The sequence below is a fragment of the Catenulispora subtropica genome, assembly GCF_039531675.1.
Classification (GTDB): Bacteria; Actinomycetota; Actinomycetes; order Streptomycetales; family Catenulisporaceae; genus Catenulispora; species Catenulispora subtropica.
The window spans coordinates 1-13,136 of the sequence record NZ_BAAAQM010000057.1 but is presented as its reverse complement, the minus strand read 5'-3'; the positions used below and the strand labels follow the sequence as shown (position 1 = coordinate 13,136).

General features: G+C 71.6%; 14 protein-coding genes. 6 read left to right on the top strand and 8 right to left on the bottom strand.

Annotated elements, in window-relative coordinates; all coding sequences use genetic code 11:
• Positions 1–110: 110 nt before the first annotated feature.
• Both ABD466_RS35360 and ABD466_RS35355 read left to right on the top strand, forming a co-directional pair.
• A complete protein-coding gene (locus ABD466_RS35360) occupies positions 111–1,013 on the top strand; it encodes a hypothetical protein (protein WP_344661609.1) in 903 nt (300 codons plus the stop codon).
• An 80-nt stretch (positions 1,014–1,093) separates the two neighbouring features.
• The gene (locus ABD466_RS35355; RefSeq protein ID WP_344661608.1) at positions 1,094–1,498 is read left to right on the top strand and encodes an SRPBCC family protein; all 405 of its coding nucleotides are present in this window, start codon (positions 1,094–1,096) and stop codon (positions 1,496–1,498) included.
• A 7-nt stretch (positions 1,499–1,505) separates the two neighbouring features.
• Here the strand turns inward: ABD466_RS35355 and ABD466_RS35350 are convergent, their stop codons facing one another.
• The 3 genes from ABD466_RS35350 to ABD466_RS35340 form a co-directional block, all read right to left on the bottom strand.
• Positions 1,506–2,312 (bottom strand): dioxygenase family protein, encoded by an 807-nt coding sequence (locus ABD466_RS35350; RefSeq protein ID WP_344661607.1) that lies wholly within the window; start codon positions 2,310–2,312, stop codon positions 1,506–1,508.
• Positions 2,313–2,338: 26 nt separating this feature from the next.
• Positions 2,339–2,968, bottom strand: coding sequence for a GTP cyclohydrolase II (locus ABD466_RS35345; protein ID WP_344661606.1), 630 nt, complete (start codon positions 2,966–2,968; stop codon positions 2,339–2,341).
• Positions 2,969–3,079: 111 nt separating this feature from the next.
• Positions 3,080–3,538, bottom strand: a complete 459-nt coding sequence (locus ABD466_RS35340; protein ID WP_344661605.1) for a MarR family winged helix-turn-helix transcriptional regulator — start codon at positions 3,536–3,538, stop codon at positions 3,080–3,082.
• Between the two features lie 63 nt (positions 3,539–3,601).
• Here ABD466_RS35340 and ABD466_RS35335 point away from each other — a divergent pair, with 63 nt between their 5' ends.
• Complete coding sequence (locus ABD466_RS35335; protein WP_344661604.1) at positions 3,602–4,543, top strand: phosphotransferase family protein; 942 nt, start codon at positions 3,602–3,604, stop codon at positions 4,541–4,543.
• Here ABD466_RS35335 and ABD466_RS35330 read toward each other — a convergent pair.
• Positions 4,527–5,276 carry a TetR/AcrR family transcriptional regulator gene (locus tag ABD466_RS35330; protein ID WP_344661603.1) on the bottom strand — a complete coding sequence of 250 codons (750 nt, stop codon included), beginning with the start codon at positions 5,274–5,276 and terminating at the stop codon, positions 4,527–4,529. The two genes, ABD466_RS35335 and ABD466_RS35330, sit on opposite strands and share 17 nt — an antisense overlap.
• A 157-nt stretch (positions 5,277–5,433) precedes the next feature.
• On the opposite strand from ABD466_RS35330, the gene ABD466_RS35325 reads away from it, so the two are divergent.
• Both ABD466_RS35325 and ABD466_RS35320 read left to right on the top strand, forming a co-directional pair.
• Entirely contained in the window at positions 5,434–6,336 is a 903-nt protein-coding gene (locus tag ABD466_RS35325; protein WP_344661602.1) for an NAD-dependent epimerase/dehydratase family protein, read from the top strand.
• Positions 6,337–6,449: 113 nt separating this feature from the next.
• On the top strand, positions 6,450–7,769 hold the full coding sequence (locus ABD466_RS35320; protein WP_344661601.1) for an FAD-binding oxidoreductase: 1,320 nt from the start codon (positions 6,450–6,452) through the stop codon (positions 7,767–7,769).
• Positions 7,770–7,803: 34 nt separating this feature from the next.
• Here the strand turns inward: ABD466_RS35320 and ABD466_RS35315 are convergent, their stop codons facing one another.
• Positions 7,804–8,163, bottom strand: coding sequence for a winged helix-turn-helix transcriptional regulator (locus ABD466_RS35315; protein ID WP_344661653.1), 360 nt, complete (start codon positions 8,161–8,163; stop codon positions 7,804–7,806).
• 86 nt (positions 8,164–8,249) lie between these two features.
• On the opposite strand from ABD466_RS35315, the gene ABD466_RS35310 reads away from it, so the two are divergent.
• Entirely contained in the window at positions 8,250–8,873 is a 624-nt protein-coding gene (locus tag ABD466_RS35310) for an NAD(P)-dependent oxidoreductase (RefSeq protein WP_344661600.1), read from the top strand.
• A gap of 133 nt (positions 8,874–9,006) precedes the next feature.
• On the opposite strand, the gene ABD466_RS35305 is transcribed toward ABD466_RS35310, so the two are convergent.
• The 3 genes from ABD466_RS35305 to sucB all read right to left on the bottom strand — a co-directional run.
• A complete protein-coding gene (locus tag ABD466_RS35305) occupies positions 9,007–10,311 on the bottom strand; it encodes a protoporphyrinogen/coproporphyrinogen oxidase (RefSeq protein WP_344661599.1) in 1,305 nt (434 codons plus the stop codon).
• 225 nt (positions 10,312–10,536) lie between these two features.
• Entirely contained in the window at positions 10,537–11,439 is a 903-nt protein-coding gene (locus tag ABD466_RS35300; protein WP_344661598.1) for a TIGR01777 family oxidoreductase, read from the bottom strand.
• Positions 11,440–11,545: 106 nt separating this feature from the next.
• The coding region (gene sucB, locus ABD466_RS35295) for a 2-oxoglutarate dehydrogenase, E2 component, dihydrolipoamide succinyltransferase (RefSeq protein WP_344661597.1) at positions 11,546–13,136 on the bottom strand (1,591 nt) is incomplete at its 5' end.

Here is a 13,136-nt window from a genome sequence, read left to right as displayed (position 1 = left end):
GCCGCCCTTGTCTGTGCCCGCGGATCACGGTTCTGTCACGATCGACAACCTGTCGTCGCGGTCTGCGTCCTTCCGGCTGAAGGGCCGGAAGCCACGAAGGGACGACAGACATGAAGGCGCAGAAGCTGTGCGGGCTCGGCATCGCGATGACGGCGGCCGTGGTGACCGCCGGCTGCTCGGGACACAGCGGGGCTGCGTCATCGGCGGGGACCGGCGCCGTGACCGGCACCGTGACCACCGCGACGAGCTCGGCGACCGAGACGTCCGCGCCGGTCGCGACCTCGTCGCCGGCGGCTCCGACGGGGAGCACGGTCACGGGTGCTTCGTCGCCCACGAGCGCGTCGGGCGTCGCCGACCCGACGCGGTTCTCGACCGCCGTCGCTCAGATCTACCGCGCCGCGATCGACGACTCGGTGACCCGGGGTGGGAAGTCGCACTTCGTGTCCGCCGGGCTCGGCAGCAAGGACGTCGCCCCGCTGGTCGGCGGCGACGCGGTGCTGAACAAGCTGTGGGGTTCGGCTTCGACGACGTCGCCGCGGCCGTTGATGTGCGGCGCGGTCCTGGGGACGAACGGTGCCGCGATCGGGGAGCCGAGGGCGGACGGCGGCGGCGTCAAGGTCTACGTCCGGCTCTTCCAGGACACGACGACGACGCCCAACCCGGTCACGATCACCCTCGACCCGGCCTCCGGCAAGGTCACGGGGTTCTCGTGCTCCGACCCCCAGCCCGACCTGCCCGGCCTGGGGCCCGTCGCCGGCTATTTCGGCACGCTCGTCGGCCTCGACCCCGCGATGGACGAGGCCAAGTACTTCACGCCCGCCTACCGGGCCGGATGGCCGAGCGGCACCACCTACGTCGGCCCGAAGTGGAGCTGCAGCCAGAACGGCATCCCCTACTGGATCGCCACGCAGGAAGGTGGGGTGACCGGCAACTCGGTCGAGTACCGGGTCGGCCCTGTCCGTGACACCGTGGACGCCGCCCTGGGACAGATCTCGAACGTCTCCTGCGGCTGACCGAGCGCGTCCGAGCACGACTGAGCACGACCGAGTGTGGGTGGAGCCTGGTACATCTGGGGGCGACGAAAGGGGCCACCATGCCGACCGGACAAACCAAGGACGCGGGCTGGGAGATCGGTGTCTCCAAGACCCTCGCCGCGCCCGTCGACCACGTGTGGGAGCTGCTGACCGGGCCGGACGGGCTGCGCCTGTGGCTCGGCACGGTCGAGCAGCTTCCGACCGAGGCGGGGCAGACCTACGAGACCGCCGAGGGCACCGTCGGCGAGATCCGCAGTTACCACGAGCGTCACCGCGTCCGGCTGACCTGGCGGCCCAAGGACTGGGACCACGACACCACGCTCCAGCTCACCGTCACGCAGGCCGCCGACCCCGCCAAGACCCGGCTCGGCGTGCACCAGGAGTGGCTGGCCGACGGTGATGAGCGGGAGCGGCAGCGCGAGCACTGGCGAGGTGTCATCGCCGCGCTGGAGCAGGTTCTCTAGAAGCTGCTCAGCCGAACTGCACCGACCGCTTGGCCAGCCCCATCCAGAACCCGTCGATCACACTCCGCTGCGTTGCCAGCTCGTCCGACGCCGCGCCCAGCGTCACGAACAGCGGTGCGAAGTGCTCGGTGCGCGGGTGGGCCAGGCGGCCGGCCGGGGCCTTGTTCTCGAAGTCGAGCAGGGCGTCGACGTCGCCGGCCTCCAGGGCGCGCTTGCCCCAGTCGTCGAACTCGGACATCACCGAGTGGACCTGGTTGTCCTGGCTCAGGGCCCGCAGGTTGTGGGTGAAGAAGCCGCTGCCGACGATCAGCACGCCCTCATCCCGCAGCGGCGCCAGCCGGCGGCCGATCGCCATCAGCTGTGCGGGGTCCAGCGTCGGCATGGAGACCTGGAGCACCGGCACGTCCGCATCCGGGTACATCTCCACCAGCGGCACGTACGCGCCGTGGTCCAGGCCGCGGTCCGGCTCGTCCCGGACCTCGACGCCGCCGGGGCCGTGCAGCAGTTTCCGGACCGAGTCGGCCAGGGCCGGGGCGCCCGGCGCGCGGTACTGCACCTCGTAGTAGTGCTGAGGGAAGCCCCAGAAGTCGTAGACCAGGGGGATGGTCTGGGTCGCGCCGAGCGCCAGGGGCGCTTCCTCCCAGTGCGCGGACACCATCAGGACCGCGGTCGGCTTGGGCAGGTCGGCGCTCCAGGCGGCGAGCTGGCCGGGCCAGACGGCGTCGTCGGCCAGCGGGGGAGCGCCGTGGCTCAGGTACAGGGCGGGCATCCGGCCCGCTGTGGGCCGTTCGGGGGACGCGGTGCTGGCGGTCATGGTTGCTCCTGGTGATCGGCGGGGCCTCAGGCTACGGAGAGCGCGCCGTCCAGCACGATGCTGTGCCGGGTGTGCTCGACCTTGGCCCGCAGGTAGCGCAGGTTGTGGGCTGTGGTGTGGGCGCCGGTCGGCACGCGCTCGGCGACGGTCACGTCCAGTCCCGCCAGCTGCGCCTCCTTGTCCGGATTGTTCGACAGCAGGTGCACGCTGTCCACACCGAGCGCGGTCAGCATCTGCGCCGCGACGGTGTAGTCCCGCGCGTCCTCGGGCAGCCCGAGGGCGACGTTGGCCTGGTAGGTGTCCAGTCCGGCGTCCTGCAGGGCATAGGCGTCGAGCTTGTTGTAGAGCCCGATCCCCCGTCCCTCCTGCCGCAGGTAGAGCAGGTAGCCGCCGGCCTCGGCGATCCGTTCCACGCTCTCGCGCAGCTGCGGGCCGCAGTCGCAGCGGGCCGAGCCGAAGACGTCGCCGGTCAGGCATTCGGAGTGCATGCGGACGAGCGGGGTGGGGCCGGGCTCGCCGAGCACGACGGCGAGGTGCTCTCCGCCGTCGACCAGACCGTGGAACGTCACCAGCTCGGCGTCGACGCTGTAGCCGTCGCCGAAACGCAAGGGGACACGCACTCGGGTGCGGACCGTGGCCTCGGGCGTCTCGCTCATGGGCGGGGTTCCTCCGGAAGTGGTAGTTCCAATTCGAACCACCGGCGGAACCCGAGCCTAGCCCGGCCGTCTCCGGTGTTCAAATTTGAACAAGTCCCAGGGGCCCCGGGGCTATTCCCGTAACCGGCGCGCCACTTCCCCGAGCCCGTCGGCCAGCACCGCGAGCTGTTCGGGGGTCAGCACGTCGATCAGCGCCTCGCGCACCACCGCCACGTGCCCGGGCGCGGCCGCCTCCAGCCGTTTGCGGCCGGCCTCGGTGAGCACCGCGAAGACCCCGCGCACGTCCGTCGGGCAGGACCGGCGCTCAGTGAGCCCGGCCTTCTCCAGCTGGGTGATCTGGTAGGTCAGCCCGCTCTTGGAGTTCAGCAGCGCTTCGGCCAGCTCGGTCATCCGCAGCGCCCCGTCCGGGGCGGCGGACAGGCGGACCAGGATCTCGTACTGGGTGTGGGAAAGCCCGGACTCTTCCTTGAGCTGCTGCTCCACCCGGCGCTCGACCAGCGCCCCCGCGGTGAGGAAGCCTGTCCAGGCACGCATCTCCTGCTCGGACAGCCACCGCGGTTCGTCACCCATGCGCCGATTGTAACGGCCGATAATCGGTTGAGATCGCTCGTCGCCGGTCTCTAGCTTGGCACGATGACCGACGACGGGCTGACGCGGGAACAGGCTGCTGAGATTCTCCGCGAGGCGGTGCCGGGGGCCGAGGTGACTGGCGTCGTGCGCCTGGTCGGAGGAGGAGTGAGCGGCGCGTATGAGGTTCTCTGCGCGGACCCTGAACAGAACGTCGTGATAAAGGTTTATGGCGACCGAGAGGGATGGCGGCTCTCTAAGGAGATCAGTGTCTATCGGCTCTTGCGTCAGCACGGGGTCACGAAGATCCCGCGTCTGCTCACGGGGGCCGGCAGCGACGGTCTTCTGGGGCGTGCGTATCTGGTCATGAGCAAGCTGCGGGGAGTGGCCGCAGATCGGCTGAGTCCGGAGATGTCCGACGCGGACCTGCGCTCTCTTTACCGGCAGATGGGGGAGCTGGTCGCGCAGATCCACACGATAAGCCAGGAAGCGTATGGATACCGCGGCACGGAAATCATCGATCCGCAGCCGACCAACGAGGCTTGTATGAAGAGTGTGCTCGCGCGCGCTTCCGGTGCCTACTTGGAGGCGACCGGGGATCGGGAGCTCTATGAGGCCGCGCGTGAATACGTCTCCGCGCGTACTGAACTCTTCGCCCTATGCGAAGCGCCGGTCCTGATCCACAACGACTTCCACGAGGGAAACATCATCGTGGAACAGACGGTGGACGGCCCGGTGATCAGCGGTGTCATCGATGTCGAGAACGCTATGGCCGGCGATCCGATAGTGGATCTCTCCAAGACTCACAGCTACTCGATCCGCGGCAGCCAGGTAAAGCTGGAAGGTCTCTTCGAGGGCTATGGCGGGGCCATCGTGGAGTGGGAGCGCCGCTTCCGGCTGTTCCAGATGGTGCATCTCTTCGAGTTGTGGGGCTTCTTCTACGGGCGCGAACCGGGAACGCCCGAAGGCATCATCGAGGACATCCGCGGCCTCATCGCCGCGGGCTGAGCCCCATCGAGGCCGCCAGCTCGCGGAGTTGGCGGTCGAACCACTCGCTGCGTTCGTTGACGACGTTGTTCAGGCGGCCGAACAGCTCGAAGTTCACCGCGCCGAACAAGTGCGTCACGGCGCCCAGGAAGCGTTCGACGACCCAGGAGTCCTCGGCGAATCCCAGACTGGCGGCGACCACGCGAAGCTCAGCGGCGTAGTCGGCGTTCTCGGTCGGGACTGTCGCGTCGGCGCCTTGGGGCGTGCGGAGTCTGCCCGCAGCCTCGGCTTCCGCGACAACCCGCGCCAGTGTGGCTATCGCGCGCGTGGCCGGCACGATGGTCTCTTCCGGCGCCTTGTAGCCGGGGATCGGGCTGCCGTAGATGAGCGCGTATTCGGCGGGGTGGGCCAGAGCCCACCGGCGGATCGTGTGGCCGACGGTGAACCAGCGTGCCGCGTAGGCGTCGCGGCGGTCCACCTCGCCGTCGGCGGCGTCCGCGGCGTCGCCGAGGGAGTTGTAGGCGTCGATGATCAGGGCGGTCAGCAGCTCGTCGCGGCTGGGGAAGTAGCGGTAGATCGCTGAGGACACCATTCCCATGTCGCGGGAGACGGCGCGGAGGGACAGCGCCGAGCCGTCGCGCGCGAGGTGCTCCAGGGCGACGCGCTTGATCTCGTCGGTCATCTCGGCGCGGACGCGGGCTCGGATCGACGGAGCCGGGGCTGGGGGCTGGGCCGGGGCCTTCTCAGCGCTCATGACGCGAGTATCGCACACAAACGAGAGCAGTGCTCTTGACAGTGAGAGGCGATCCGCGACACAGTGATGTCAACAGAGAGCAGTGCTCTCGAACAGAAACGGTGGACACGCCGGATCCGCCGCACCGCGCGGCGGGCGGACTGAGGGGTTGAGAACCATGGCGCTGCACGTCATCGTGGGTGCGGGACCGGTCGGAACGGCGACCGCGCGGGTGCTGGCCGAGCGCGGCGAGCAGGTGCGGGTCGTCACGCGCAGCGGAGGCGGCCCGGAGCACGCGAACGTCGAGCGGGTGGCGGCGGACGCCACGGACGCCGACCGGCTCAGCGCGCTCGCCGAGGGCGCCGCGGCGCTCTACAACTGCGCGAGCCCGCAGTACCACCAGTGGTTCCGGGACTGGCCGCCGCTGGCCGCCGCGCTGCTCGCGGCGGCGGAGCGGAGCGGGGCGGTGTTGACCGTGGCCAGCAATCTGTACGGGTACGGGCCGGTCACGGGGACGATCACCCCGGAGACGCCGCTGGCGGCGACGCATCCGAAGCTGAAGCTGCGCGCTGACATGTTCCGCGACGCCCTGGCCCTGCACGAGCAGGGGCGGATCCGCATGACGGAGGTGCGGGCGAGCGACTATCTCGAGGCGAACTCGATCTTCTCCTACGCGCTGGCCAAGCCGCTGGAAGCGGGGAAGCGCGCGTACGTGCCGACGCCGCTGGACGTGAAGCATTCGTGGACCGCCATCGCGGACGTCGCACGGACGCTGGCGACGGTGTCAGGGGACGAGCGGGCCTGGGGGAAGGCGTGGCTGGTGCCGACGAACGCGCCGTTGACGGTGCGGGAGGTGGCGGACCGGTTCGTGGCGGTGAAGGGACTGCCGCCGGCCAAGCTGACCGAGCTGCCGTACGCCGTGCTGTGGACGGCGGGGCTGTTCGACAAGATGACCAAGGAGCTGCGGCACACGCGCTATCAGTTCGCGAAGCCCTTCACGATCGACAGCAGCCTGACCGAGCGTACGTTCGGGCTGGCGCCGACACCGCTCGACCAGGTGCTGGCCACCATCAGCGCCTGAGCCGGGTGGTTCGAGCTCGAACCGGAGAACGATCCGCGGGTAATGATCGTTTGTCGGTGGTGATCCGTACCGTGGTGGTCGATCACCGAAGACTAGGAAAGCGAGCACCAACCATGTCTCTGCCCTCTCTCCTTCCGCTCCGTGACGCCGTGCGCGGCGAGGTCCTTCTGCAGGACGACCCCGGCTTCGAGGACGCCCGGCGTCCCTGGAACCTGGCGATCGACCAGCCCGTGGTCGCGGTGGTGACGCCCGCCGACGCCGACGACGTGGCCGCGGTGGTCCGCTTCGCGAACGGCCTCGGGGTGCCGATCGCCGTCCAGCCCAGCGGTCACGGCGCCTCGGGCACCGCGATCGGCACGATCCTGCTGCGCACCGGGCGCTTGGACGAGCTGAGCGTGGACCCGGGGAACCGCACCGCGCGCTTCGGCGCCGGCGTGAAGTCGGGCGCGGTGACGAAGGCGGTCGCGGAGCACGGGCTGGTGCACAAGCCGGGGAGTTCGCCGGTGGTGTCCGCGACCGGATACACCCTCGGTGGCGGCATCGGCTTCTTCGCGCGCAAGTACGGGATGTCGTCGGACCACGTGATCGAGTTCGAGGTCGTCGACGCGCGGGGGGAGCGGCGGCGGGCGAACGCCGAGGAGAACGCCGACCTGTTCCACGCGCTGCGCGGCGGTGGCGGCGACTACGCGATCGTGACGGCGATGACGGTGCGGCTGCACGAGGAGCGTGAGCTGTTCGGCGGCACGGTCATGTGGCCGGCCGCGCGGGCGGCGGAGGTGTTCGCGGCGTTCCGCGAGATCACCGCGACCGCGCCGAGGGAGCTGACGGTCTGGACGTCGCTGGTGCAGTTCCCGGGCGGGGCGCCCGCGATGGTGGCGGCCTCGGTGGCGTATCTGGGCCCGGAGGACGAGGGCCGGGCGCTGCTGAAGCCGCTCGACGCGGTCGGCGGCGTGCTGCAGGGCGAGTGGCGGACGGTGCCGTTCCCGGAGATCGGGACCATCACGAACGACCCGGTCGACCCGGGCCCGAGCGTGTCGCGGACGGAGCTGTTCGCGCGGTTCGACGACGAGGTGGTCGCCACGCTGCTGGCCGAGCCGATCGACCCGCTGCTGGCGGTGCAGGTGCGGCACCTGGGCGGCGCGCTGGCGGAGGAGCGGCCGGGCCCGCACGGGGCGCTGAGCGAGGAGTACGCGGTCTACATGCTCGGGCTGGCGCTGACGCCGGAGGGCGGCGCGGCCGTCGCGGCGAAGCAGGCGGAGCTGACCGCGCGACTGGGAGACGCGGTGACGGGGCGGAAGCCGATGACGTTCCTGGGGCCGACGGACTCGCTGGCACACGCCTTCTCGGCCGAGGAGATGGACCGCCTGCGCGCGACGAAGAAGAAGTGGGACGCGGAGGGCCGGTTCGTGGCGAACTTCCCGGTCGGGGAGTAGACGCGTCCGAATCGGACGCCGGCGCCGCAGCGGCTCAGGCTGCTGTGGTGGCGGTGCCGCCGTCGTAGCGGTCACGGGCGGCGAGCAGGCTGTCGAAGTTGGCGGCACCCCACTCGCGGCAGGCGGCGATGGCGGGCAGCAGGCTGCGGCCGAGTGCCGTGAGCTCGTACTCCACGCGAGGCGGGTTCTCGTGGTAGTCGGTGCGGGTGACGAAGCCGTCCCGTTCGAGGGAGCGCAGGGTCTCGGTGAGCACTTTCGGCGCGACGCGGCGCAGCGGGACGCGGAGTTCGGAGAAGCGGCGCGGTCCGGACTCGAGACAGAGGACGACGAGACCGCCCCACTTGTCGGCGATCCGGAACGGGCTGGCCGTCGACGGGCAGGCCGGGTCGAACATCTCCGGGTCCAGCGGCTCGTGCGTATCCACAGGTCGAGCATAGTTACGTTGAAGTAAGCGGGGCCACCGGCCGTAGCGTCGGCGGCATGGCGAACATCATTGTTTTCGGAGCCGGCGGACGTGCCGGGAAGGCTACGGTGGCCGAGGCCGTGCGGCGCGGGCATCGGGTGACGGCGGTCGTGCGCGATCCCGAGAAGTATGCGCATCTGGCCGGACAGACGGTGGCGGTGGTGGCCGGCGACGTCACCGACGCCGCCTCGGTCGCCGCCCTCGCCCCCGGCCACGACGCCGCGATCAACGCCGCGGCAGCGTTCGAGGAGGACCACTTCGCGTCCGCCGCACGGGCCCTGACCGCCGGTCTGGCCGAGGCCGGCGTCGCGCGGCTCGTCGCGGTCGGGATCGGCGGGGCCCTCGAGGTGGCTCCGGGCGTAGCGGCTCATGACGGAGACGGGCTGCCCGAGGAAGCCCGGACCTTCTCGCGCAACCACGCCGCGCAGCTGCCGATCCTGCGCGCGTCGGATCGTGAGTGGGTCGTCCTGGCGCCGCCCCTGGTGTTCTTGGACGAGGGCGACGGCACCGGCTCCTACCGGCTCGGGAACGAGCAGGTGATCCCTGGCGCCGACAAGTTCGCCTACGCCGATCTGGCCTTGGCGCTCGTGGACGAGGCGACGGAGCCCACACGCTTCCGGGAGCTCGTCGCGGTGGCCTGATGTAGCACCCCTTCGTATCTCTTCAGTGGATCGCCGTTCGCACTACATCAGGCCGTGCCCCGGCGCCGGCCCCGACCGGACCGGTCGGGGCCGTCGTCCGTGCTCCGACAAGAAACAGGCGCCCTACGGCGCCTCAGGCGGTGAACCGATCCTCGGTGCGAAAAGTGACGCCGAGGTCTGTCATCACCGACCGCGCCGCCCGGCGGCCGGACTCCAGTGCTCCGTCGATGCCGGTGGTGCCGCGGTGGTCGCCGCAGACATACAGGCCGTGGATCAGGCGGACGGGGCGGCGGAAGTTGTGGGGCGAGGTCATGGCGGGCGCGGCATGGGGGAAGTGGTGCACGGCCACGCATTCCCAGTGGTCGTCGGGCGTGGGATAGAGCTCGCCGAGGCGGGCGCGGACCGCCGACTCCAGTTCGGAGGTGCGGGTGCCGGTGTGGCCGACGACGTTGGTGGAGACCAGGGTGCGGTGGTCCGGGCTGCGGGCCGGGGCCGCGTGGCTCACCGGGGCGGTGCGGCTGACCGGGGAGTGGGGGTCGGCGTCGACCAGGACCGTGGGTTCGCCGCGGGGCGGGGACAGGGTGGCGGCGTGGTGGAAAGTGGTCACGGAACGCATCTGGGGTTCGTGCAGACCCGGCAGCAGCTCCACGGCGGTCGCCGGGTCGGTCGCCACCACCACCGCCGAGCTGCGCAGGACCTCGTCGGCGGTCACGACGCCGTTGGCGTGGACCACCAGGACCTCGGTCTCCAGGCGCACGGCGCCCGGGGGGAGCTGCTCGGCGAGGCGGTGGGGGATGGCCGCGATGCCCTGGGCCGGGAGGCACCAGCGGCCTCGGACCAGTTGGCGCAGGGCCAGTTCCACGGCGCGGCCGGAGACCTGCAGACGCGGGTCGGACTCGGCGGCGAAGGCTTCCAGGTAGGGGCGGAGGAAGCCGTCCACCACCCGGCGGGAGAGGCCGAGCTCGGCTATGAGATCGGCGGCCGGGCGTTCGGGGGCCGCCAGGATCGCGTCGGTGCTGCCGGCCCCCACGCGCAGGAGCCAGCCGGACTGGCGGCGGCGTTCGGCGGGGGAGCCCAGCGGGGTGCGGAGCACCGGGCTGGGGCCCACCTGGTAGGCGTCCGTGCTGATGGCGCGGTCGCCGTAGCGGATGCGCTTGCCGTCCAGTTGCAGGTCCACACCGGGGGCGAACAGGCCCAGTTCCAGTTTCGTGTTGTCCCCGTGTTCGGCCGTCGACACGAGGTGGAAGCCTCTGTCGACGACGAAGCCGGAGACCCTCTCGGTGCCGGCCCTGCCCCCCACCCGGTCGGAAGCCTCGACGACCAGGACGTCCAACCCCGCCTCGTGCAGCCGTCCCGCGGCCTGCAATCCGGCCACTCCCGCGCCGACGACGATCACGTCGGCGTCCTGGTGCCGATGGCTCGGACCTTGTGCTGTCACTAGAGCCCCTCCACACTCCTAGAGCCGACCCACCCGGCGGCGCCTTGTGGGCCCGCGCGGCTGCGCACGGGCACGGCGAAGCCGGCCGAGCGTCGGCGCCTTGTGGAGGGATCCCTACCCCTGCGCCCGTGGCGTACTCTTGCGAAACGCCCGCTGTCTCAGCATTCGAGAACTCTGGGTGGTCGTCCGGCTACCCGCGATTATCAGTGCACTTAAATGCCGGATTCACGCCAGGGCGGAGCGCAGCGCGGAGCGCGGGTCGGCGGTCGTGAAGGTGAAGCCGGAGTCGGTCAGCCGGGCCGGCAGCACCCGCTGGCTGCCGGTGAGCTCGCCGCCCATCGGGCCGAACAGCACCCGCAGCGCGAAGCCCGGGACCGGCAGGATCGCGGGCCGGTGCAGCACGTGGCCCAGGGCCTTGGTGAAGGCCCGGTTGGTGACCGGCAGGGGTCCGGTGACGTTCACCGCCCCGGTCATGCTCCCGGCCATGGTGAGGCCCATGATGTGCTTCACCGCGGCCAGGTAGTCGGTCATGCTGATGAACGAGAAGTACTGGCGGCCGCTGCCGATCGGGCCGCCGATCCCGGCCTTGAAGAACGGCAGCATCCGGGCCAGGGCGCCGCCGGAACGGTCCAGCACCACGCCGTTGCGCAGGTGCGCCACCGGGATCCCGGCGTCCTCGGCGGGCCCGGTCGCCTCCTCCCAGTCCCGGCACAGGCTGCCCAGGAAGTCGTCCGCGGCCGGGGCCTGCTCGGTGACCGGCGTGGAGCCGGTGTCGCCGTACCAGCCGATCGCCGAGGCCGACAGCAGGGCCTTCGGCGGCTCGGCGAGCTGTGCCAGGGAGCGGGACAGCGTGTCGGTGCCGTGGATGCGGCTCTCGCGGATCTCCCGTTTGTAGGCGGCCGACCAGCGCTTGTCGCCCAGCCCCGCGCCCGCGAGGTGGAGCACGGCGTCGCAGCCCTCGTACGGCTTCGGATCCGGCTCGCCGAACGGCGCCCAGTGGCGCTCGCCGGCGGACTCGTCGGGATGCGTGTGGCGGACGAGGCGGACCACCTCGTGGCCGTCCTCCCTCAGGGAGGCGGTCAGAGCCGCGCCGATCATTCCCGTGGAGCCGGTGATGGCGATCCGCATAGCAGCAGCATAGACCTGTGACCTTCCCCAGCCTGGGAGGAGAAGCCGAGGACGCGAAACGGCCCCGGTCCTGCCGGACCGGGCCCGCTCGCTGTCGCTCAGGGGGTCAGAGCCCGAGGTCGGCCTCGAACCGGCCCTCCTCCAGGCGCTCCTTGATCGTGCTCAGGAAGCGCGCGGCGTCGGCCCCGTCCACCAGCCGGTGGTCGTAGGTCAGCGCCAGGTACACCATCGAGCGGACCGCGATGACCTCGCCGAGCTCGGGGTCGTTGATGACCGCCGGGCGCTTGACGACCGCGCCGGTGCCCAGGATGCCGACCTGCGGCTGGTTCAGGATCGGCGTGTCGAACAGCGCGCCGCGGCTGCCGGTGTTGGTCAGCGTGAACGTGCCGCCGGACAGCTCGTCGGGCGTGATCTTGTTGTTCCGGGTCCGGTCCGCCAGGTCGGCGATGGACCGCGCCAGGCCGCCCAGGTTCAGGTCGCCGGCGTTCTTGATGACCGGGGTCAGCAGACCGCGGTCGGTGTCGACCGCGACGGCCAGGTTCTCGTAGTCGAAGTACGTGACCGTGCCGGCGTCGGTGTCGATGACCGCGTTCAGGTTCGGGTGCTGCTTGAGCGCCTCCACCGCGGCCAGCGCGAAGAACGGCAGGAACGACAGCTTGGTGCCCTCGCGCGCCTCGAACTCGCTCTTGGCGCGGGCCCGCAGGCGGGCGACGTTGGTGACGTCCACCTCGACCACGGTGGTCAGCTGCGCCGAGGTCTGCACCGACTCGAGCATGCGCTTGGCGATCACCGCGCGCATCCGGGTCAGCTTCTCGGTGCGGCCCCGCAGCGGCGACGGGGTGACCGGCGCCTTGGGCGCCGCGGGGGCCGCGCCGGAGACGGCGGCCGGCGCGGCGGCGGGCTTGGCCTTGGCCGCGTCGATCACGTCCTGCTTGCGGATCCGGCCGCCGACGCCGGTGCCGGTGACCGAGGCCAGGTCCACGCCGTGCTCGGCGGCGAGCTTGCGGACCAGCGGGGTGACGTACGCGGCGGCCGGCTCGGAGCCGGCGCCCGGGGCGTCGACCCGCGCGGCGGTCTGGGCCTGGGCCACGACCGCCGGGGTGCCCGGCTTGTACTCGCCGGCCGGGGCCGGAGCCGCGCCGGTCGGGGCCGGAGCGGTCGCGGTGAACGACGGCGCGGCGGCGACGGCGGGAGCCGGGGCGGCCGGAGCCGGTGCCGGAGCCGCGACCGGCGGGGTGGCCGGGAGCTGCTGTGCGGCCGGGGCCGGCGCGGGAGCGGCGGCCGGAGCCGGAGCGGCGGCGGGCGGCGCCGGGGCGGGAGCGGAGCCCGGGGCACCGATCACGGCGAGCTGCGCGCCGATGTCGATGGTCTCGTCCTCCTGGACGTTGATCGCCAGGAGCGTGCCGGCGACCGGCGAGGGCACCTCGGTGTCGACCTTGTCGGTCGAGACCTCGAGCAGCGGCTCGTCGACCGCGACGGTGTCGCCGACCGACTTCAGCCACCGGGTCACGGTCGCCTCGGTGACCGACTCGCCCATCGCCGGCAGGAACACCGGGGTGCCGCCGTCGCCGCCGCCGGACGGAGCCGGGGCCGCCTGCGGGGCCGGGGCGGGCTGAGCCTGCGGCGCGGCCGCCTTCGGAGCCGGAGCCGGAGCCGGGGCGGGAGCAGGAGCCGGAGCCGGAGCCGGAGCGGGAGCG